Source organism: Desulfatibacillum aliphaticivorans DSM 15576 (genome assembly GCF_000429905.1).
Classification (GTDB): Bacteria; Desulfobacterota; Desulfobacteria; order Desulfobacterales; family Desulfatibacillaceae; genus Desulfatibacillum; species Desulfatibacillum aliphaticivorans.
On sequence record NZ_AUCT01000006.1, the window covers coordinates 70,692 to 92,969 of the forward strand.

The 22,278-nt window shown below is 55.9% G+C and carries 11 protein-coding genes; 3 read left to right on the plus strand and 8 right to left on the minus strand.

Annotated elements, in window-relative coordinates:
- Positions 1-15: 15 nt before the first annotated feature.
- The 3 genes from G491_RS0106610 to G491_RS0106620 all read left to right on the plus strand — a co-directional run bounded on the left by G491_RS0106610 (position 16) and on the right by G491_RS0106620 (position 13,089).
- Positions 16-11,019, plus strand: a complete 11,004-nt coding sequence (locus tag G491_RS0106610; RefSeq protein ID WP_169829400.1) for a beta strand repeat-containing protein — start codon at positions 16-18, stop codon at positions 11,017-11,019.
- Between the two features lie 91 nt (positions 11,020-11,110).
- Positions 11,111-12,172: a LysM peptidoglycan-binding domain-containing protein gene (locus tag G491_RS0106615; RefSeq protein WP_028314013.1), complete on the plus strand. Its 1,062-nt coding sequence runs from the start codon at positions 11,111-11,113 to the stop codon at positions 12,170-12,172.
- A gap of 89 nt (positions 12,173-12,261) precedes the next feature.
- A complete protein-coding gene (locus G491_RS0106620; RefSeq protein WP_028314014.1) occupies positions 12,262-13,089 on the plus strand; it encodes an ankyrin repeat domain-containing protein in 828 nt (275 codons plus the stop codon).
- Between the two features lie 14 nt (positions 13,090-13,103).
- On the opposite strand, the gene G491_RS29725 is transcribed toward G491_RS0106620, so the two are convergent.
- The 8 genes from G491_RS29725 to G491_RS35360 all read right to left on the minus strand — a co-directional run bounded on the left by G491_RS29725 (position 13,104) and on the right by G491_RS35360 (position 22,083).
- On the minus strand, positions 13,104-13,901 hold the full coding sequence (locus tag G491_RS29725; RefSeq protein ID WP_051327078.1) for a JAB domain-containing protein: 798 nt from the start codon (positions 13,899-13,901) through the stop codon (positions 13,104-13,106).
- The gene (locus G491_RS0106630) at positions 13,894-14,940 is read right to left on the minus strand and encodes an NAD(P)H-dependent glycerol-3-phosphate dehydrogenase (RefSeq protein WP_051327079.1); all 1,047 of its coding nucleotides are present in this window, start codon (positions 14,938-14,940) and stop codon (positions 13,894-13,896) included. Before G491_RS0106630 ends, G491_RS29725 begins: the two co-directional genes overlap by 8 nt.
- Positions 14,941-14,947: 7 nt before the next feature.
- Positions 14,948-17,383: a DNA gyrase subunit A gene (gene gyrA / locus G491_RS0106635; protein ID WP_028314016.1), complete on the minus strand. Its 2,436-nt coding sequence runs from the start codon at positions 17,381-17,383 to the stop codon at positions 14,948-14,950.
- Between the two features lie 671 nt (positions 17,384-18,054).
- Positions 18,055-19,125 (minus strand): AI-2E family transporter, encoded by a 1,071-nt coding sequence (locus tag G491_RS0106640; RefSeq protein WP_028314017.1) that lies wholly within the window; start codon positions 19,123-19,125, stop codon positions 18,055-18,057.
- 4 nt (positions 19,126-19,129) lie between these two features.
- Positions 19,130-19,843, minus strand: a complete 714-nt coding sequence (locus G491_RS0106645; protein ID WP_028314018.1) for a toxin-antitoxin system YwqK family antitoxin — start codon at positions 19,841-19,843, stop codon at positions 19,130-19,132.
- A gap of 160 nt (positions 19,844-20,003) precedes the next feature.
- Complete coding sequence (locus G491_RS29730) at positions 20,004-20,204, minus strand: hypothetical protein (protein ID WP_012609638.1); 201 nt, start codon at positions 20,202-20,204, stop codon at positions 20,004-20,006.
- Between the two features lie 68 nt (positions 20,205-20,272).
- On the minus strand, positions 20,273-21,559 hold the full coding sequence (locus tag G491_RS0106655; protein ID WP_028314019.1) for a thiolase family protein: 1,287 nt from the start codon (positions 21,557-21,559) through the stop codon (positions 20,273-20,275).
- A 350-nt stretch (positions 21,560-21,909) separates the two neighbouring features.
- Positions 21,910-22,083, minus strand: coding sequence for a hypothetical protein (locus tag G491_RS35360; RefSeq protein WP_157468058.1), 174 nt, complete (start codon positions 22,081-22,083; stop codon positions 21,910-21,912).
- Positions 22,084-22,278: the final 195 nt, after the last annotated feature.

Consider the following 22,278-nt stretch of genomic DNA (forward strand, 5'->3'; position numbering starts at 1 on the left):
TGTGAGGACACTCCCATGAAGAAATTCAATCTTCGCTCAGCGTTGTTGCTTATGCTGGGGATCATTTTCCTATTCTTTACTGCCTGCGGCCCGGGGGGGAGCGGCGAATCCGATTCCAGCGGGGGCGGCGGCGACGATGACGGCGGCGGCGGAACTACCGTCACGAATCCCACAGTAGCAGGCGCCTTTTACGGCGCGACTGGAGCGGATATTACAAACTCCACGGCACTGCTGTTTTCCAACCCTGTGGAAGCGGATGGGAGCGACGGGAGTTTCGAAACGGAAGACTTGAAGGCTGGAGATCACACGATTGTGGTCGCCACCACCAACGACGCCTACGGAACATCCTATAAAAACTTCACGGTCGGCAGCTCCGATATGGAGCTTTTCCTGTTTATGCCCAGCGCCACTTTGCCTTATGTGGAGCATTTGGCTACCGAGGCCTTTACTCTCAATTCCAATACTGTGAACGGAGAGTTTGCCACCCTAACCATGGTCGCCCAAACCAGCGGCGTCTACAGGCTGCTTGGCGCTTCCGGTCTCGCCAGCGTGAACAAGGCTGATTTCAGGGTGGAGAATTACGACGTCAACGCGCCTCTGCCGTGCGACCTTCCCAACGTGGACAACAGGGCGACTGGATTGAACGCCACCTTGGGCGTTCAGGCGCCTTACGTGCTTGTTCATGTTTCTCCGGCCATGTTGAGAAGTCTCGGCAACCCCGGAACCCTGGCTCTGCCCAACCCGGCCAACTGGACTACTGAAAAGGTTCTGTATTTTGATCCGGAATCGCACACATGGAAAGATACAGGATACACTATCGGCGATTCAGTCGCTGGAAACATGCCTATTACCAAGGGCGGCCTTTACGGCGTTTTTGACGAAAGCGGCGTTAAACCTGGCACGCTGCGCGTCAATCTCGATGACATCAACGCCTCTTCCGGCGATCTCATCCTGGTCGGCGACCAGGTGATTGAAGTGGGTTCTCAAGATCCCATCACCATTTATAACGTGCCCCAACCGGTTGACGGCAATCCTTTGCAGGTCGTTGTTCTTGATCCCAATGGAAACACCGCCGATGCAACGACGGTCACGGTGCTTCCCTCCGGAAGTTACAGCTGGATCGATCCCATCACGGGCGCTACCAGCGGCGTGACGCTTAGCGCTTCCGCCTCGTCGGTTGAGGTCGGCGGCAATGCCATCACCCTGACTGTGGAAGTGACGGATGAATACGACAAGCCCGTTGTGGGCGCTACCGTCAATTTCACCACCGACGCCGGAACCCTCAGCGCCGCTTCGGCCCTGACGGACGCCGACGGTGAAGCCCAGGTGACCTTGTCCAGCTCCAACCAGACCGTGCCGACAGTGACTGTAGGCGCTGACTGCAATGGCGTGGACGCCACAGACCTTACCTTGTCATTCGTTCCGGGCAGCCCCTTCCAACTGGCTTTGTCTTCCGACACGATCACCTTGGACTCCTACGGGACGGACAACGCTGATTTGACCTTGGTTGTCAAGGATCAGTTCGGCAATATCGTTGAAGACGGCGCTACCGTCTACTTTACGGTGCTGGATTCAAGCAACGCAACGGTGACTCCGTCGCCCATTACGTCGGACAGCCTGCAAACAGCAGACGGCGTGGTCGAGGCCACGTTCTCTTCCGCTCTGGATCCTGATGTTTATTCGATTTTGGGAAAATATTCCGAAACCATCGTTTCCAATCAGGTGGATATTACCGTGGTCGCCGCTCAGGCGGCTAACATCTCCCTGCAAGCCAGCAAAACCACGATGACGGCAAGCGGCCTTGACACGTGCCTCATTACAGCCACGGTCACCGACAAGTACGGCAACTTTGTGCCGCAGGGGACCACGGTGAATTTCACGTCTTTTTCCGGGACCTTGTCCAACGGCGGCGTTGCTACCGTCAATTCCAATGGAGAGGCTTCAGTTACTTTGACCTCCAGCCTTTATGTTGGAACCGAAACTGTAGAAGCGACCGTCAACAGCATTTCCGAAGACATTAACCTGACCTACATTCCCGGTCCTCCCGCACACATCGCCTTTGAACGCACGTCCATTACTGCGTATCAGGGCAGCGGGGCTGAAATCGCCATAAGATGCTCCGTAACGGACAATTACGGACCGGCGGCTATCGGACACAACCCGGTCGCCGACGGCACGACCATTTATTTCTACGCGCTTGATCCCAATAACGCCTCCATTGGAACGGTGTTGTCCTCTTCCAGCGCAACCACTAACAACGGCATGGCTTCCGTCAACTTCAGCGTACCTTCCGACAATCCGGGAAGCTACACTGTGCAAGCCACCTATCAGAGCGTGGAAGGCGACACTCCGGTGACCATCAACGTTTTGCAGACGGAGCCTGCAAATGTTAGCGTCGCCGCGGCCAGCGATTCCATTGTGGCGGACGGCGCGTCCCACACCACGATTACCGCCACGGTTTACGACCAATACGATAATCTTATGGGGGACGGAGTGGCCGTTACGTTTACGACCACCTCCGGAACTCTTGACGCCACGGTAGGAAACGGCGGAACTGCTACCTATAACACTGTCACCAGCGGCGGCATAGCAACAGTTAGACTCTACAGCGCTCAGTTGGTGGGCTCGACCACTGTCCGGGCGGACGTGGGAGGCGTAACGGGCACCGTGGACGTGGACTTTGTGGCGGGAGCGCCGGCCAGCGTCACTGTATCCCTTTCCACCTCAAATATGGTCGCCGACGGTGAGAGCACAGCAAACGTGACGGCATTGGTGCTGGACGCCAATGCCAACCCGGTGCCTGACACGACGGTGCAGTTTTCCGTGGAAGCCGGCGGCGGAAGCGTAGTCCCCGTTGCCGACACCACGGACGAAAACGGCTACGTAACTGTTACCTATATCGCTTCCAGCACGGGCGGGACTTACCTTATCACCGCCACCTGCGGGCAAGGCGTCACAGGCAACAAAACGATGGTCCTGCAAGACCTTGTGATCTCGTCCTTGATTCTCACCGCTTATATTGACGGCGCCCAAGTCACTGGTGACGTGCCGGAACTGGTGGCCGACGGAACATCTAATATTTCCTTGTGGGCCGAGCTCACGGATAATGCGGGAAATCCCGTAGAAGACGGCACGGTAGTGACGTTTGTCACCACACAAGGAGATTTGACTTATATAGGAGCCGGGTCCGGCGGCGGCAACTCCGTGACTGCGGAAACCTATAACGGCATTGCCAAGGCCACCCTGACCAGCAGCACCACGGCAGGCACCACGGCATTTATCACGGCTACGTCCTCCTCCCTGGTGGATAGCATGACCGTGGCCTTTGTTCCGGGCGCGCCTTACCGGATCGACGCGTACGCCAATCCTTCAAGCATCCCCTCCTACACCTACTACTGCCCCGGCGATACGGCCAGGGTGTACGCCACGGTGTATGACAGGACAAATAACCTTGTGGCGGATGGCACGGAAGTGGTCTTCTCCATCGATAGAGGATGGATTTGGGACGATTATCCGTTGTGCCCCGAGGACGGTTACTACACGGTCGTCGCTTCCAAAACCGAAGTGACCGCCAACGGCGTGGCCAAGATCGGGGTGCTTGGAAACAACACCGGCACCATTGAAACCGGTACGGTCAACGTGTGCGTGGACGGCCTGTGCTACGAAGATCCCACCAGGCCTGCGCCCGACAACCGCGGCGTTCAGATTTCCTACGGATCTACGGGCGCATCTTCCGGCCTGCCTACGCGGATTGTGCTTTCCGTGGATACGGACGCCCTGTTTATTGCGGGTTCGGGCAAGGCCGAAAGCTGCATCATCACCGCCGTGGTTTATGATGAAACCGGAGACCCCATCCAGGACAATTACTCGGCGGGAGACGGTTTGATTTCCGCCACGGAAAGAACTTTCCAGTCTGCTTCCGCATCCTTTATCACCAGCGGATACGACGCCGGCGACTACCTGGTCATCAGTTCCGGCGAGTACGCAGGCTCCTACGAGATCGTCTCGGTCGACAGCGAGCATCAGGTGACGCTGAATACCGGGGCCAATCCCTTTGGCTCAACGGAAACCGGAGTTTCGTTCACGGCCTATATTCTGAATAATATCGAGTTTAAAATCCTGAACGGCCCCAATAACCAGGAGAACATCGACGGAAATGAGGGCGTGGGCGCCACTTCCCTCAAATCCACTTCCAGCGGCATCGCTTACGCCACCTTTAACTCCGGTTATTCCCCCGGTCCTGTGTCCATCCAGGTCACCTGCACCCAGGGCGGACAGTCTGCTGTCGCCACTTACTCCGACATCGTGATCGGCGCCGGCAATCCTTCGGTTGTCAACCTCTATCCCCATAACGAGATCAATAGCTCCTCGGGTGCGAACTCCATACGCCAGTTGGATGCTGTCGTTACCGATAAATTCGGCAGCCCGGTCCCCAATGGAACCGCGGTCTACTTCGGCCTCCTGGACGAGATCACGGTCAGCGGCGCGGGCTTTACCGTGTCCGATTCGGGCGCGCGTTCCCAGGTGGTGGTTGCGGAAGATGTCAGCAACGTCAACGCCGGCGACACTTTCTACGTCGGGGATGAGGCTTCGGATTATAATGGCGGTTACACCATCTACAGCGTATCGCCTCCCAACACGATCGTTTTGGACAAACAAATTGACGCCGGTGTTAGCGCAGATAATTATATTATCGGCTACGCTGAATACGGTAACATTAGCGGTAGCCAGATTACAGGCAACGGCGGGGTTTCCGGCGTTGCCGTTAACACCATCCTGTTCCCGACCTATACAGCCGGCAACAAGATGGTTTATATCTACGCCCTGGCTTACGGCGCGGATTCCAGCGGCAACTCCGTTCCCGTTTACGACACCTGGTCCGGCTACTACTCGCCCAGCCGCACCATCGGCAGCGTGCTCGTGACTGCGGGCAGCACCTCCCTGATTGCAAACGGAACAGCAGAGACGATGATCACCGCTGAGATTTTTGATTCCACGGGGGCGACGGTGGCCGATGGCGTGACCGTCACCTTTACTTCGCAAAGCGGAACATTGTCCGATGCGACCGCGGATACGGTGAATGGAGAGGCTACCGTAACCTTGACCAGCCCCACAACCGCAGGCGTGGATAACATCACGGCATGCATCCAGGGCGTTTGCGGCGATCTGGACGTCACCTACGTGGCGGGCCAGGTCAGCACTTTGTCCTTGTCCCTGACGCCTTCCAACCTGACGGCCGACGGCGAGTCCACCTCCGTGGTCGAGGTTGTGGCAAGGGACGCCAATTTTAACCTGGTGGACGGGGTTACGGTCAGCTTTACGGCGGATTACGGAACCTTGTCCTCTGGGGCGGCCCAGACCGATTCCCAGGGCTATGCAACGGTGACCTTCACGGCGCCTTCTTCCGTGCCCGCCGGGTCTCAGGCTGTCGTTACCGCCAAGACTTCCAATGGGACGACAGCCACCGGGAATATCGCCCTGGTTGCCGCCTCGGTGGAAACGGTTGAATTAGCTTCCGGCGTTTCGGAAATCGTCGCTAACGGGGCGTCTTCCGCCCTGGTTACCGCAACGGTTTTGGATAATAACGAAAACGCCGTGCCGGACGGCACCATCGTGACTTTCACGACCAGCGCCGGCACCTTGAATGACTCCACCTCCACAACGCCTGTGGCCAATCAGACTTCCTATGACGTCACCACGGTGAACGGCGTTGCCAAGGTGCTTCTGTACTCGGCCACCAATTTGGGAACCGCCACGGTGAACGCCGTGGCCGGCGGCATTGGAGACAGCATCAGCATAGCCTTTATACCCGGACCTCCCGCAAAGGTGAGCGTTTCGGCCACGCCCAGCAGCCTGACCGCCGATGGCGCAAGTCAAAGCCTTATCAAGGCTACCGTGCTTGACGCCAACGACAACCCGGTGGCTGACGGCGAAACCATAACCTTTTCCGTCACTCAGGACGGCGGCAGCCTGGACAGCCTGACCAGACAAACGGTCGGCGGCATCGCCAGCGTCACCTATACGGCGCCCGCCTCCGTGCCCGGCGCACAGGTCAGGGTGTACGCTTCCTCCACCAGCGGAGACTCCGGGAACGTCATTATTGAACTGACCGGACCTTCCATCGCCAGCGTGAGCCTGGAAGTGGATCCCACCAGCCTGCCGGCCGACGGTTCCAGCACGGCTACGATTTTCGCCACCATTACTTTGTCAGGCGGCGGAGCGGCCCCGGACGGAACAACCGTCAACTTTGAAATCTTCTCAGGCGGAGGACAGTTGTCCGCAACCAGCGCAACCACTTCCGGCGGCATCGCCCAGGTGGAACTGACTGCCGACAGCAATGCAGGAACCGCTGTGATCAAGGCGGAATGCGGCGGCAGGACGGCAGAAGTGGATGTGGAATACGAGCCTGGAAGCGTTAGCGTGTCTGTGGAGCAGAACTCCCTGCTCGGCACGGGCGAGGAAACCACGGAGATCCGCGTCCTGCTGGCCAAAGCTGACGGGTCTGTGATCACTGTACCTCAAACCGTTACCTTCACCCTCAGCGATCTGAGCATGGGCCAGTTGTCCCATACCACGGGGAACACCTCTGCTCCGGACTTTGACGAGTTCAACTCCTGCATATTCACCGGCGGGACCAAGGGCGGAACCGTAGAGGTAATCGCCAAGTGGACAACCTCCGGCGTGGAAGTCACTGGGTCGGCAATCATAGACATTCAGCCGCCCCCCGCCTTCCTGCAGTTGGCGAGCGGTTATCCGCTTCCGGCCTCTATCAACATCAAAGGCACCGGCGGCCAGACCACCTCGCAATTGGTGTTCAATGTACTGGACTCCGTGGGAGACCTGGTGGCTGACGGATACATTATCGACTTTGCAATAGGCGATGGAGCAGGCGGCGGCGAGCAAGTCATTCCCACCACGGCGTTGACCTCCAGCGGACAGGTGGGCACCATCCTGCAGAGCGGCTGGGCTTCCGGAACGGTTAACGTGAAAGCAACCTATCACCACGACCGGACCGTGAACATCTCGGCCTCCAAGGTGACCATCACCAATGGACCGCCCGTTGGCGAAGGCTTGAACATGTCTCCCGAATACAACAATATTTCGGGCATCAAGATTACCCAGTTGGAAGACTTGATGCAAGTAACCGCCAACGACAAATACAATAACCGCATTCCCGAAGGCTCGGCGATCTTCTTCGCCACCTACGGCACCGGCGGCATGCTGGCCAGCGGCAGCGCTTTTACCGATGGTGAAGGCAAGGCCAGCGACACGCTGATTTCCACAGCCAGCGCTCCCACTCAGGGATGGGTGTCCGTGACTGCAGAGGCGACCAACGGCGGCAGAACCACCCAGGTTACCTCCATGGCATTCAGCCCCACAAGCCCCGATACCAATATGTACATCGGAACTAACGGCGGCGGCGTCTACAAGTCTAATGACGGAGGCGCATCCTGGACTAACGTGTCCATACCGAGCGGCATAAGCACCAGGCAAAGAGCATGGCTCGATCCCTACGTTAACGACGTGTGCGTGGACCCCGACGATGCAAACACCGTGTTTGCAGCCACGGGCTACAACGGAGACGGCGCCTTGTACAGGAGCCTCAGCGGCGGCAACGAATGGAACAGCAATAATTCCGAGGAAGTGTTCGGAAGTTTTAACAAGAACTCTGAAGTCACCTCGGTGCTTTGCGACGGCGGCGGCTCGGATTGGGTCTGGGTCGGCACCCAGAGCAACGGCCTTTGGTACACCCTGGACGGCTCTGCAGAACCCAATATCACCTGGGCGCAGGCGGGGCTCTCTTCAGCCATTAAGTCTTTCTCCGCTGATGACGGCGTTACGGCCAACGGGTCCGATATTCTGACCTCCGCGTCCGCCACCTTCCAGACCAACGAGTTCGGAGCGGGCGACACGGTAGTCATTTCTACTGGCGACGACGCCGGAACCTACACTGTGGCCAGCGTGGTGAGCGAGACGGAGATCCAGTTGAACACCGCCTTGAACCATGACACCTCCGCGGGGGCTGTCACCACGGGCGGCGCTTCGGTCCAGGCCGGCTCGGCAGTGTTGGTGGACGGCGAAGCAACCTTTGACGCGTCAGGCTTTGAAGCCGGAGACACCATCACTGTCTTTGGCGGCAACGATGCCGGAACATATACCATTCAGAATGTGGACAGCGAGACCCAGTTAACCCTGGATGCTGACTTCACCACTTCGGTTGGGGATGTGATGGACGGCAGCGACGGCCAGCAGGTTTCCGGCCAGGTGGTGTTCACCTCCGCAACCGCCAAGTTTGTTGATGAAGGCTTTGCAGCAAACGACAGACTCATCATCACTTCCGGCGACGACATCGGAATGTACATGATTAACACCGTAGTGGACAACAACACGGTTTACCTTGACAAAGCATTTACATCAACCTACGCAGACCCCGTTACCGGCAACGACGCCCAGACCGCTGCCGGCTCGGCTACCATAACCCTGCCCAATACGGATCTGTACGACGTCATTGAAGCGGGATATTACGTCGCTCTCACCAGCGGCAATGATCTCGGGGCATACACTGTCAACAGCCTGGCAAGCGCCTCTTCCCTGGTGTTGAACAGCAATATGACCACCGCTGCCAATGATGTGGATTACATGCTGTTTTACGGAAAGGCTAACCCCGATCAGAACAACAACGGCATCTACCGCAAAAACGGGTCCAATCAGGTTGTTTTCTACTCGGATACGGCAAGCTTCCTGACCGACGGCTTTAAAGCCAATGACATCCTGCTCATCGAGTCGGGAACCCACACGGGCGCCTATTACATCCTGGGCGTGCTGAGTGAAAAGACCCTGTTGCTGCAGGAGAATGTCGCAGGCGCCGTAGCGGAGGAGACGGGCCTTAACTACACGCTGTTCCATAATGAAAACAGCGTATCTTACAAGACTTACCACAGGCAGAGCGGATACAGCACCGGCTCGGACAACTCTTACTGGTCGAACGTGACCAACGGATTCTCCGTTTACGGATCGGCGGTCATCAACTCCTCCGGTTCAACCTTTGTGACCGACGGATACGAGGTCGGCGACATCGTGACCATCAACTCCGGTTGGGACGCCGGCGTGTACACCATTGTGGATCTCACGGAGTCTTCGATTACCCTGGATAGGGAATTGACTCAGGTTTGCGGTCCTGTGTTCACGGCGGAAGACCTTCAGACCACGGCTGGCTCCGCGATTGTCCGCTCCAGCGACGCCACCTTTGTAAGCGACGGATTTGACGCAGGCGATGCCTTTATCATAGCCTCCGGAGCTGATCTTGGAACCTATTCCATAGTAGAGGTCATCGACCAAACCCAGGTTCGCCTGGATGCGAATATGAGTACTACCTCGTTGGACGGCAACATAACTTACCGCGTATATCATGCCTGCGATTCGGTGGATTTCAACGTGTACCATGTTGGTTTAACCAGCATTACCTACGTAGCCAACCATCTGTCCACGCTGGTCTCCTTTACCGTTACCAGCAGCGACGTGACCGGCACCGACGCAGGGCCTCAGGTGCGCGACGGCAAGTGGGTGCGGGACATCATCAAGGTGGACGGAAGCGCCTCCACTGCTGTGATCTACGCGGGAACCCAGACTGGAGTTTATCGTTCCGCCAACGGCGGCCAGACCTGGAACTTCCTGAAAGATTCCTTCGAAGGATCCACCATTAAGACCCTGGACGGAACCAAGATCGGCAATGATGAAATTGTCTACGCCGGCACCGAGGATGCAGGGCTTTGGATCTATGTGTATGACACCGTAGCCGAAACCGGAACGTGGAATAATTACACCGACGGTTTGGATCGCGCCTTGTTGGTCACTTCGCCTGAAGCGGACGTGGATAACGTAGGCAACGGAACCTTGAGCGACATGAGCGTCACGGACGACTCGGAGACTGAGTTCTGGACCTTGACATGCAAGACCGCCAATGCGGGCGCCGGGATATTCTCCCTGGTCGGTACGGTAAGCGGCGCGCAGCCTGACGTGGATATCAGCGCAGGCGCTTACACATGCCCGTATCTGAAACTCACCCTCAATCCGGGCGCCATTGACTTTGAAGTAGGCGACACCTTTACCTTCAATACGGTGCGCGATGACGGCAGCTCGGTCACCGACATAGTGGTGGACATGGACAATGAACTGCTTTACGCAGCAACCATCTACTATGAAGGTTCCGATGTGTACCATGAAGTCGGCAACCTGAAGGTTGTGGACATTGATCCGCTCACGGGCTTGCCTGTCGGCGACTGGAGAGATGCAACCACCGGCTTGGCTCAATTCGATCCGCCGGACGACGAGACTCTGTTCGCCATACACACCATCGCCCTTTCCAATGATCCCAATACCGGAACTCCGCAGGCGATTTTCGCAGGCGGCCAGGGCATCCATCTGTACAAGGCTGCGGACGGCGTGACCACTTCCGGCACAACGGATCTTTCCACCGGCGATGTGTACTGGGGCGCCAGCGAGAACGGCCTGGACAACACCATCATGACCAGAAGGGTCATCCTGTTCTCCGGCGAGGTAGGGTTCCAGGCGTATAATGAGGCCTCAGAGACATTGTACACCATCGGCGGCGCCAGCATAATCACGCCCACGACGACGTCCGATTGGGCGATAGTCAAGGCGGATTACGGCTCTTCCAGAACCGTGGAATTCACCTTCTACGTGCAGGATATCAACGGCAACCCGCCCATTGTCGGCACGACAGTGATGTTGCGGACGTACAAACTGGAGGAAGGCGACTACAAAGAGATCGACACCATCACCCTGAAAACTTACGGTGACGATTTGATCTCCGGCGGCACCTGGCGGGATCCCACGAATGAAGATACCAACGTACCCTTTATCTATACGATCAACTTCGGAGATCCTATCGTGAAGGTGGAATTCATTCTGACGCAGAGCGCCTCGTGCAACTCCGAACCTGTGGAGTCGCCAGGGTGTAACGGCGGCAATGAAACCCTTACGTACACCTATCGATAAACCTGCAACCCATCGGTCTCCCGCAAGGGAGGCCGATGGTTCCATAGCAAAATGCGGCAGTTAATCGTTTTTCATCCATAGGGAACGGCTTATGAGTATAAACCCCACTAAAATTGGTGTAGTTGTTATCCTGGCCTGCGTCCTCGCGTTCTGCGGACAGGCCTTTTCCCAAGACGAAGGGGAATATATCGGTTGGCGCCAGGGGCTGGAGTATACGGTCCAGGAAGGCGACACCCTGTGGGATATCTCGGAAAAATTCTTCGACACTCCGGCCATGTGGCCGGAAGTATGGAAGCAAAATCCTCATATCAAGAATCCACATTGGATTGAGCCCGGAACGGTCATCAATATTTATGTGGAAGACGGTATGACTTACATTCCCAAGGAGGAGCCTCCTCCGCCCGAGCCGGAGCCCGAGCCGGAGCCGGTGGTGGAAGAACCGCCTCCCCCTCCGCCGGCTTATTGGTATCCAGCCATAGAAAAGGCCGGATTCATCAGAAAACCGGAATTGGATTCCTTGGGGGAAATCAGGAAAACCCAGGACGGCAGGGAAATGGCTGGCACAGGCGCCGCCATCTATGTTTCCTTAAATACGGACGACCAATATGCGGAAGGTGATCGTTTCACCATCTGGCGTCCTTTGGACAAGGTTAAGGATCCCTTTAACGGAAAGTTCCGTAAAGCCACCATTGGAACGCAACATTGGATTCTTGGCGAGGCTGTCTGCACCCACATATCCAATGGAACCATGAAAGCGGTCATCGAAAAAACCTACCGCTCAATCATGGTCGGCGATCAATTGATGCCTTATCGCCACCTTCCTTCCAACATAGTCATTCAGCCTGGAGTTCCCGGCATGGAAGGCAGGATTGTGATGGAGGAAAACAACTCGGGGATTTTCGGAGCCGGTGACGTGGTTTTCGTTAATAAAGGAACGGATGACGGCTTAGAAGAAGGCCAGATGTACTCGCTTTATCATGATCAGAATGTCAAATCAGACTTATTTGAGGATGACGGCCTGTTTCAGGAGTCCTTGGGCAAGATAATCGTGCTGATAGCCCAGAGCAACAACTCCACGGTGCTTATCACCGAAAGCAAAGAGGACTTCAACGTCGGAACCGTATTCAGGACCCAACAGTTGATTGATCGCTAATAGGCGATTCCGCCATGATTTTCAAAAGCCCTTTCCGACCCAGGAAAGGGCTTTTTTAATCTTATCTGCAAAATGCAAATTAGGCTGCCATGAAAACCAATCTGACCATCATTCTATATAGCCTGATTTTGATCACGGCTGCATTATCCCCTGTTTTGGCCTGCGGCGATGATATGGACGCAGCCATTCGAAACGGGGATTTGCAAGGAGTCTTTCGGCTTCTTGAAAGCGGATGCAATATAGAATCTCCGAACGAGGCGGGAGATTCGGCCCTGCTCCAGGCCTGTTTGGCGGATCAGGAGGAAATCGCCCTTGCGCTCATTGACAAAGGCGCAAACGTCAATGTGCAGCCCCAAAGGCATGGTTTAACGCCGCTGATGATCGCCTCCGTCAAAGGCATGGAACAGGCTGTGCAATCCTTGATTTCTTCCGGCGCGGCTGTTAACGCTCAAGGGCTTAGGGGCCAGACGCCCTTGTATTTTAGCGTTTTTTCCAAAAATCCCAGGATCGTACAATTGTTGTTGGAGGCTGGCGCAGACCCGAACCTGAACGACGAGCTTAATCAGGCGCCGCTGTTTTTCGCCGCCAACGCCGGGCAGGTGGAAATGGTGAAGATGCTGTTGGAATATGGAGCGAACGTCAACAATAGGGGAGGGGGCTTGGAGCAGGACGCCTTGATGGCCGCCTCGATACAAGGGAATTATGAAATCGCCAAGCTGCTGCTGGAAAAGGACGCCAAATTTCATATCCCGGATAAACAAGGCATGACCGCTCTCAAGTTCGCCAGCCAGTTGGGCCATACCGATATCGTCAACCTGTTTCTCGCCCGCTACGCCCACCCGTTGCTGCCGCCCTTTGTCGAGTCCATGAAGGAAAAGCAGAGCGCCGTGGAGGAGCGGAAAGCCATACAAGAATAAGGTCGTTTTCCGGATTAGGTGAATTTTTTTCTGGAGGCGTCATATTCCCTGGCGAAGCGTTCCAGGTAACCGTGATCTGCAAAGGAGTAGTACTCGCCTTGTTTTCCTATGATCAAATGCTCCAGCAGGTGAATCTCCACGGAACGGAACGCCGTGAACAAGGTGTAGGTCAGTTGTATGTCGTTTTTGGAAGGCTTTGTGTTGCCTGATGGGTGGTTATGGGCCAGCAACACGGCGGAGGCGCCGGTTTTTAAGGCTTTGTCTATCAACTCCCTGGTGTAAACATGGCTTGCATTCAGGCTGCCTTCAAAAGGGGTTTCCATGTTCAGGATGCGGTTTTGGACGTCCAGGTACACAATGAAAAAACATTCGTTTTTTTTTGTTTTCGAACTGAAAGTTAAGCAGGTTGTAAAGCTCTTCCGATGAGCTGACCGCCTCTTGCAAGGAGGCCAGAACGGCTTCGGACTCCAGGTGCTTTTTGGCGACCGCACGCATGAGGAGAATGCCGAGGATATTTGCAGGGCCAAGGCTTTGACCTTTTGCAGATCGTCTGTGTCAGCGGCCAGGACGGCTTTTAAGGACCCAACATGGTCAACGGCTGCTTTTGCCTGCTGCTTGCAGTCCTTCCTGGGGGTCGCCAGGGTCAAAAGCAGTTCAACCACTTCGTAATCCAAAAAGCCGTCCAGCCCATTTTGTAAAAAGCGCTCCCGCAGCCTGCCTCGATGCCCCTCTCCGGGGTTGACCGCGCGCAGCTTGGGGACTGCTTCGTTTAGCGTTTCAGGTGGAGATCCCTCTTGTTCCCATTTAGCCATACTGGTCGTCGTGTTCGTCGCGCAGCTTTCGGGTCATGAGATTAAACAAGGCCTTGGCCGGGTCTTCGTCTTCGTACAATACCTTATAGGTTTGCTCCACAATGGGCATTTCCACATCCAATTCGATGGACAGATTGTAGACGGACTTGGAGGAGCGCACCCCTTCAGCCACCATTCGCATTTTCGAGAGGATTTCCTTCCTTTTCATGCCCTGGCCGATTTTCTTGCCAAAGGTGTAATTGCGCGAGAGATCCGCGGTGCAGGTAAGAACAAGGTCCCCCACGCCGGCGAGGCCGCTGAAGGTTTTTTGCTTGGCGCCCATGGCGCGGCCCAGCCTGCGCATTTCGTTCAACCCTCGGGTGATGAGCGCGGCCCGGGTGTTGGCGCCGAAACCCAGGCCTTCGCAAATGCCGGATGCAATGGCCATGACGTTTTTCACCGCTCCGCCCACTTCCACGCCCAACAGGTCCGTATTGGTGTATACCCTAAAATAAGGCGTTGCGAACGCCTCTTGGACCGTCAGCGCCACGTCCGGGTCCGAGGCGGCCACCGTAACCACCGTGGGCATGCCCCTAGCCACTTCCTTGGCGAAGCTGGGCCCGGAAATAACGCATATATTCTCCTGGGGAACATGAGTCAGGGTTTCCCGCAGAATGCCGGACATGGTCAGGCGCGTGCCGATTTCAATGCCCTTGGTGGCGGAAACCACCAGGGTTTCGGGCTTGATGAAGGGCTTCATTTTCAGCGCGGTTTCCCTCAGCCATTCCGAGGGAACCACGCTGACGATCATGTCCTTGTCTTTCAGGGCTTCTTCCAGATTCAGGGAAGGCGTGATGTTTTCGGACAATTTGATGTCCGGCAAAAACACCTTGTTTTCCCGCTCCTTGGCTATGGACTCGGCGACTTCTTCCTCCAAAACCCATAAGGAGGTCTTATAGCCCTTGGACGCCAGTAACTGGGCCAGGGCCGTGCCCCAGCTTCCTCCGCCAACAACAGCAACCTGCAACTCGTCTATGCTTTTGTTGAGAGTATATGCCATGCGATTGTTATTTCTCCTCGTCTTTTTCAGCCAGCCGCTGGGCGCCGATCAACTTTTCTCCCGGCTCCATGCCCATGAGGCGCACGCCCATGGTGTTCCTGCTGATCACCGAGATGTCCCCCATGGGCATACGGATAATCTTACCCGCATCGGTCATGAGCATCAGGTCATCGTCGTTGGAGACGACCAGGATGGAAACCACGGCCCCGTTCCTCTCGTGGGTGCGGATGGTGATCACGCCCTTGCCGCCGCGCTTCTGCAGCGGGTATTCGTCCAGGGACGTGCGCTTTCCGAATCCGTTTTCCGTGCACGAGAACAGGGTTTTGCCGTGAGTCAGCACTTCCATGCCCACAAGGTGGTCTCCGGCGGCGAGGGTCATGCCCTTGACGCCCCGGGAAACGCGGCCCATGGCCCGCACGTCCGATTCGTGGAAACGAATGGACTTGCCGAAGGCGGAGCCCAAAAATACGTTTTGGGTGCCGTCGCTTATGCGGGCTGCGATGAGCTGGTCTCCTTCACCGAGGCTCAGGGCGATGATTCCGTTGGACCTGGGATTGCTGTACGCCAGAAGATCGGTCTTTTTGATGATGCCGTCTTTGGTGGCCATGATAATGTTGTATCCCGGCTCGAACTCTTTCACGTCCAGCACGGTGGCCAATTGCTCGTCAGGAGCAAGATTGAGCAGGTTGGATATGAACTTGCCCTTGGCGGCCCTTCCGGCCTGGGGAATTTCGTAGACCTTTCTCCAGTACACCCTGCCCAGGTTGGTGAAAAAGAGCAGGGTGTGATGGGTGGAAGCCACGAAAAGACGGGAGACGAAGTCTTCATCCCCGGTGCCCATGCCAATCTTGCCTTTGCCGCCGCGGCGCTGGCTGTGGTACAGGGTCAGGGGATTGCGCTTGATGTAGCCGCGATGGGAGATGGTCACCACCATGTCTTCTTCCACGATCATGTCTTCGATGGTGATTTCCCCTTCGTCGTCCACGATTTCCGTCCGCCGTTCGTCCACGTATTCGGTTCTGACTTCCAGCAATTCGTCTCGAACGATCTCCAGCACCAGTTGGTCGCTTGCCAGGATTTCCTTGTACCGGGCGATGGCTTTGATCAATTCCCGATACTCTTCCTCCACCTTTTCGATTTCCAGGCCGGTGAGCTTTTGCAGGCGCATGTCCAAAATGGCCTGGGCCTGAATCTGGGTGAGGTCAAATCTGGCCATGAGGCCTTCCCGGGCTTCCAAAGGCGTGCTGCTGGCCCGGATGAGCTTCACCACCTCGTCCAGATTATCGATGGCTATCTTGTAGCCTTCCAAAATATGTGCACGGGCTTCGGCTTTGGCAAGCTCATATTTGGTCCGGCGGATCACCACCACCTTCCGGTGGGCGATGAAGTACTGGAGCGTTTCTTTGAGATTGAGCAGCTCGGGCCTGTTATTGACGATGGAAAGCAGGATGATGCCGAAGGAGTTTTCCAACTGGGTGTGCTTGTAGAGCTTGTTGATGATGATGGATGCCATCTCATCTTTTTTCAAGCCCATGGCAATGCGCATACCCTCCCGGTCGGACTCGTCCCGCACAAAGGCCAGGCCTTCTATCACCTTGTCCTTCATGAGGTGGGCGATTTTTTCAATCACCCTGGCTTTGTTCACCTGGTAGGGCAGCTCCGTCACCACCAAGGTTTCCTTGCCGGTGCGGTTGTCCTTTTCCACCATGATGCGGGCGCGAATCTTGATGATGCCCCGGCCCGTGGAATAAGCGCTGTGAATGCCGGCCCTGCCGTAGATAATGCCGCCCGTGGGAAAATCCGGCCCGGGAACATATTGGAGCAGCTCCTCAGGCATCAGCTTGGGATTTTCTATGAGCGCGCACAGGGCGTCCGTGATCTCCCCCAGGTTGTGGGGCGGAATATTGGTGGCCATGCCAACCGCGATGCCGGCCGAGCCGTTCACCAACAGGTTGGGAATCCGCGTGGGCAGGACCGTGGGTTCTTGTATGGTTTCATCGTAATTGGGGATGAAATCCACGGTTTCCTTGTCCAGATCCTCCAAAATGGCGTGGGCCATCTTTTGCATCCGGACTTCCGTATAACGCATGGCGGCTGCAGGGTCTCCGTCAATGGACCCGAAGTTGCCCTGGCCGTCAACCAGTGGATAGCGCAGGGAAAAATCCTGGGCCATACGCACCATGGTATCGTATATCGCCGCATCGCCGTGGGGGTGATACTTACCCATGACGTCGCCGACGACGCGGGCGGATTTCTTATACGGCTTGTTATAATCGTTTTTTAGTTCATGCATGGTGAAAAGCACACGCCGATGAACCGGTTTTAGGCCGTCCCGCACGTCCGGCAGGGCGCGGCCTATAATCACGCTCATGGCGTAATCGAGATACGATTTTTTCATCTCGCTCTCGATGCTTATTTCGAGCATGTTTTCTCCCAAATCCATGGTTACTCCTGTAAGTGGAAAGATTGTCTCGACAAGAGAGGCCGGAAGGATTTTCCGGCCTCTTTTTTAGACCTGATTCCTGTACGAGGAAATATATACTTTTAGTCGACAAATCCACGATAGTCAAGGCTTTTAAGGGATTTTCGCCATGAAAGAACTGCTTCATAACGGCCGGTATTTTTTGGGTTTTCAGGGGCTTCATCAGACCTTGCATTTAGGTTTTTTCAATGGTTCGTCTTGGGATGGATCAGCCGAATTTTTATCTCCCCGGATAATATTTGAGCGAGTCGCTAAACAATCCCAAAAAGCATAGGATTTCGGCGCCAAGCGGCGTCACGGCTTGTCCTGTATACTTATTTGGGTAGCCCCGCAGAGCAGTATCCTGCCGGGGTTGCGTAGCAACAAAAGGCGCGCCCCCAAAAGAAATTGGAAACCTGGAACGCCTGGCGGGCGTATGGCCCCGGGGGAAGTTTTTTGTTGGCTTTAAATAACGCCGTCTTCCGCCCCAACTCATTGGTTTTAAATGACCAACGAGGCCGCACCTTTTGTCCTGACGGACCCAGGCAAAAACTGCCTTGCCTGGGCCACCCTAGCATGGTGCGCATAAATCGGAATGTAGTGACAGGCCCCCGGCACCTGCTATTTCTGGCATTGCATGCTACGTCAGGGCTTTATGCTTCCACAATGGCTTTGTAGCTGGCGCGGTAGATGTCGGCCAGGGTGAGGAAGAAGGTGACGATGAGGGGGCCGTAGATGACGCCCAGGATGCCGAAGATTTTCAGGCCGCCCATGATGGCCAAAAAGACCAGCAGGGGGTGCATCTGGACCCTGTCTCCCACAAGCTTGGGTTTGATGACGTATTCCACGGAAAAGGACAGAATCGAGTAAAAGATAATGAAGAATACGCCCGTGGCGATTTTTCCTTGGATAAACATAATGATCGCCGCAGGCAGGAAGACCACGCCGATTCCCACAATGGGCAAAAAGGCCAGGATGCCCATGACCACGCCCCATAAAAACGGAGAGGGCAGGCCGAACAGGGCGAAAACCGCGCCGCCCAATATCCCCTGGGCCAATCCGCACACGCCGTTGCCCAAAATGACGGCGCCGGACATATCCTTGAATTTGGCCACCAGCTTCTCGTCCTGATCCTGGGGCAGGGGGGACATGTCCACCAAATAGTCCACCAGCTTGCCGCCGTCTATCAATATAAAGAATATTATCAGGACCATAAAGAGGAAGTTAAGCACAAAGTTGAGAACATTGGATACGACGGCCTTGCCGGAGTCCAGGAGAAATCCGCCCACAAACTGGCCGATCTGGGAGGCGGCTTGCGTGATTTCTGCGCCGGAAATCACAATCCCGTAATCGTCTATGTGCTGGTTGATGGTCTCAAGCAGGGTGCTGTTGTTGATGAACGTCCTGATCTGGTCCGGCAGGGCGGCTTTGTTGACCATGTCGAGAAAGCCCACGGCTTCGGACACCACAATGCCCGCAAAAAGCAGGGTGGGGATGAACAGCACCAGGAAAATGATAACGCAGGTCAGGCCGGAGGCGGCGCCCGGCTTCATTTTTTTGAGCAAAAGGCGATAAATGGGGGTAAACACGCCTGTGACCACGAAGGCCAGCACCAGGATGGAGAAAAAGGGCCTGAGCAGCCACCCCATGAATCCTATGGAAATGATGTACAGGGCCAGGAAAAAAATGAGTATCATCTGGTGGCTTTTCCGGTCCTGTTCCATGGCCCTAATCCTTTGGCTTGCCCAATCCGATGTCCGGGCGGGTTATGCTGTCATGATACGCGGTCGCCAGGACCACGCCAATGGAAATAAGCGCCGCCCCCACAAGGCTGACCGGAATGGCGATCAATCCCATTTTAGGCTTTAACAGGGCGTAGCCGGGCAGAAAAAGCATGAGCCAGACCGTGCATTGCCAGGGTTCCAGATAGGCGGCGACTTTTTTGCCGACCATCCTCGTCCAGGCGTTTCGCATGCCCATTTTCTGGGCGGTGGCTAAGGCGAAAGAGGCGTCCCGGTTGCTCATGAGCGGGTAGTAATTCCGGGGCTCCCGGCCCGCCCGGTGCTTTTGGGATTTCACCTCGTTGCCGAACCGGTCCCAGATGGTGGTGACTCCGGTTTTACGGCCCATATCCCAATGGCTTAGCATGGCTTTTTGGCCGTTGTCGAACCAGTCGTTCCACTCGCCGTGCATCCAACCGTCTTTAAAGGCGCCTTGGGTGGCTACTTGTCCGTTGGGCCACCATTTGATCCAAAGGCCGACCTGCACGCCGTCTTTGTACTCGCCTTCCATCTGCTTGGCGCCCGAGCGGTACCAAAAGGTCCACATGCCCTGGCGCAGGCCGTCCTCAATACGCCCTTTGGCGTACTCCCGGCCCGTCTCCCAAAAGCGGAGCGACAGGGGCCAACGGATAATTTTTTCGTAAGAATTCATCATAATCATTTGGAATCAATTAGAAGGCAGGCGCTAACGGAAAAATAGCCAAAACAGTCAGTGGCATTTTTCTTTTACGCCCAATATAAAGGGCAGCAAACCGGCTTCAGGCCATATATGCCGCCCTCAATAAATATCCGAACTGATTCCCGGAAAAAGAATTAAAAGATCAGTGTTCCAGGTCCGGCGCTTTGGATGCGATGGTCAAAGAAATCGCATACAAGGCGATTTCGTAAGGAACCACCAGGTTGTAGGAATGGCCGGTCGCCCACCAGATCAGGCCGCCGCCGATGATCGCCGGAACGCCGGTGAAAATAAGGATGCCGAGTGCCCGGGGCCTGGTCACGCGTTCAAAGAAATTCTTTTTCATGCTCTTTCTCCTGAGTATCAAAAGATTCAAGGCCCGGGGCGGCGTGCGCCCCGGGATTGTTTTTAGAATTATTTTTCAATAATCATGGCCATGCCCATGCCGCCGCCGATGCACATGGTGATGAGGCCGGTGTTGTAGCCTTTACGCTCCATGTGATGAATGGCGGTGACCATCTGGCGGGCGCCTGTGCAGCCGATGGGGTGGCCCAGGGAGATGCCGCTGCCCAGTTCGTTGGGCTTTTCCGTGTCGATGCCCAGTTCGCGCAGGCAGGCGATGGCCTGGGAGGCGAAGGCTTCGTTCACTTCCAGCATCTGCAAATCGTCAATGCTCATGCCCGTGGCTTTCAGCACCTTGCGGACCGCCGGGATGGGGCCGAGGCCCATGTAGGCCGGGTCCATGCCGGCGGAGGCGAAGGCCTTGATTTTCGCCAGGGGCTCCAGGCCCAGTTCCTGAGCCTTTTCCGCGCTCATGAGAAGCACGGAGGCGGCGCCGTCGTTGATGCCGGAGGCGTTGCCGGCCGTGACCGTACCGTCTTTGATGAACGCGGGACGCAGCTTGGCCATTTTCTCCATGCTGGTGTCCATGGGGCGTTCGTCAGTGTCCACGACCACTTCCTTACGGCGCTCCATGAAGGAGACCGGGACGATTTCGTCCTTGAACAGGCCTTCGGTGATGGCTTTTCTGGCCCGATTATGGGAAAGCACGCCCAAGGCGTCCTGTTCTTCGCGGGTGATGCCGTATTTGCTGGCGATGTTCTCGGCGGTGACGCCCATGTGGTAGCCGTAGAAGATTTCGTACAGGCCGTCCAGGACCATGAGGTCGTCGATTTCGCCTTTGCCGGAGATGGCCATGCGGTATCCCCAACGGGCCAGGGGCAGGGCCATGGGCACGTTGCTCATGCTTTCCTGGCCGCCGGCCAGGATAACGTCGGCCTGTCCGGTCATGATGGAAGCGGCGCCCAGGGCGATGGCCTTGAGGCCGGAAGCGCAAACCTTGTTTACGGTGAAAGCCGGGGTTTCCTTGCAGATGCCCGCCTGAACCATTGCCTGGCGAGCCGGATTCTGGCCCTGGCCGGAGGTGAGCACGTTGCCCATGATGACTTCGTCAATGGCGACGGGCTGGGCGGAGTCGTCCCAATCCATGCCCTTTTCTTCCAGTTCAATGACGCCCTGATCTTTGAGGGCGTCCGGGGCGGCGGAAAGCATAGCTTCGCTGACGACCGGCCTGAGGTTGACCCTTTTAAGGGTTTCTTTCATGACCGTGCTTCCCAGTTGAATAACGGGGACGCTTTTCAATACACCGCCAAAAGATCCGATGGCGGTCCGTGCGCCGCTGACGATTACCGCTTCTTTCATGTTGACAACCTCCTGGAACCAGCTCGAAAGCCTGGAGCATGGCTGATTATTACAAAATTTTTAGAAATTAAACCAAACCTTCACGCCCGGGTACCTGCAGCCTAATAAGGCCGGTCAATTCGGGCGGCTTATTAAATGTTAACGTTTGCCATATTTCAGGGCCAAAGGCAAGTTAGAATTCCAGGAATCAAGGCAATAATGGGTGGATTTTGTATTGTTCGATGATGAACGAGGGCTTAGCCAGATGATCGGCATAGGGGCGATAATCCTGCTAAAAGCGCGAAAGCGCCTTCACACAGGAGCCGTCCGCAAATATTGACAGGATATGATTTGGATGCGGATAAGCGGCCTTATTCCAGGGCTTCCCGCACTTTGGCCGCCAACTCAGCCTTGGTGAATGGTTTGGGCAGAAAATGAACGCCTTCCTCCCAATTTGAGGACCAGAAAGCATCCTCCGCAAATTCCAGATACGGGCTTTTTACATTGCGGGCCAGGGTCCGCCTTCCAGATAGCCGATGCGCCATTTGACGCCGTTGTTTGTTTTGGGCGCCGTCCCGGCCAAGGCCGCGGGCGATGGAAACAGCAAGGCGGAGATCATCAGGACGGCAATTAATCCAGTGGATAGGAGTTTAACTTTTGCATAGCGGCCTCATGATGACAGGTTGATCCAACCAGCGATATTTTACGGAAAATCCTGCGGACAAGACTATCGAACCGGG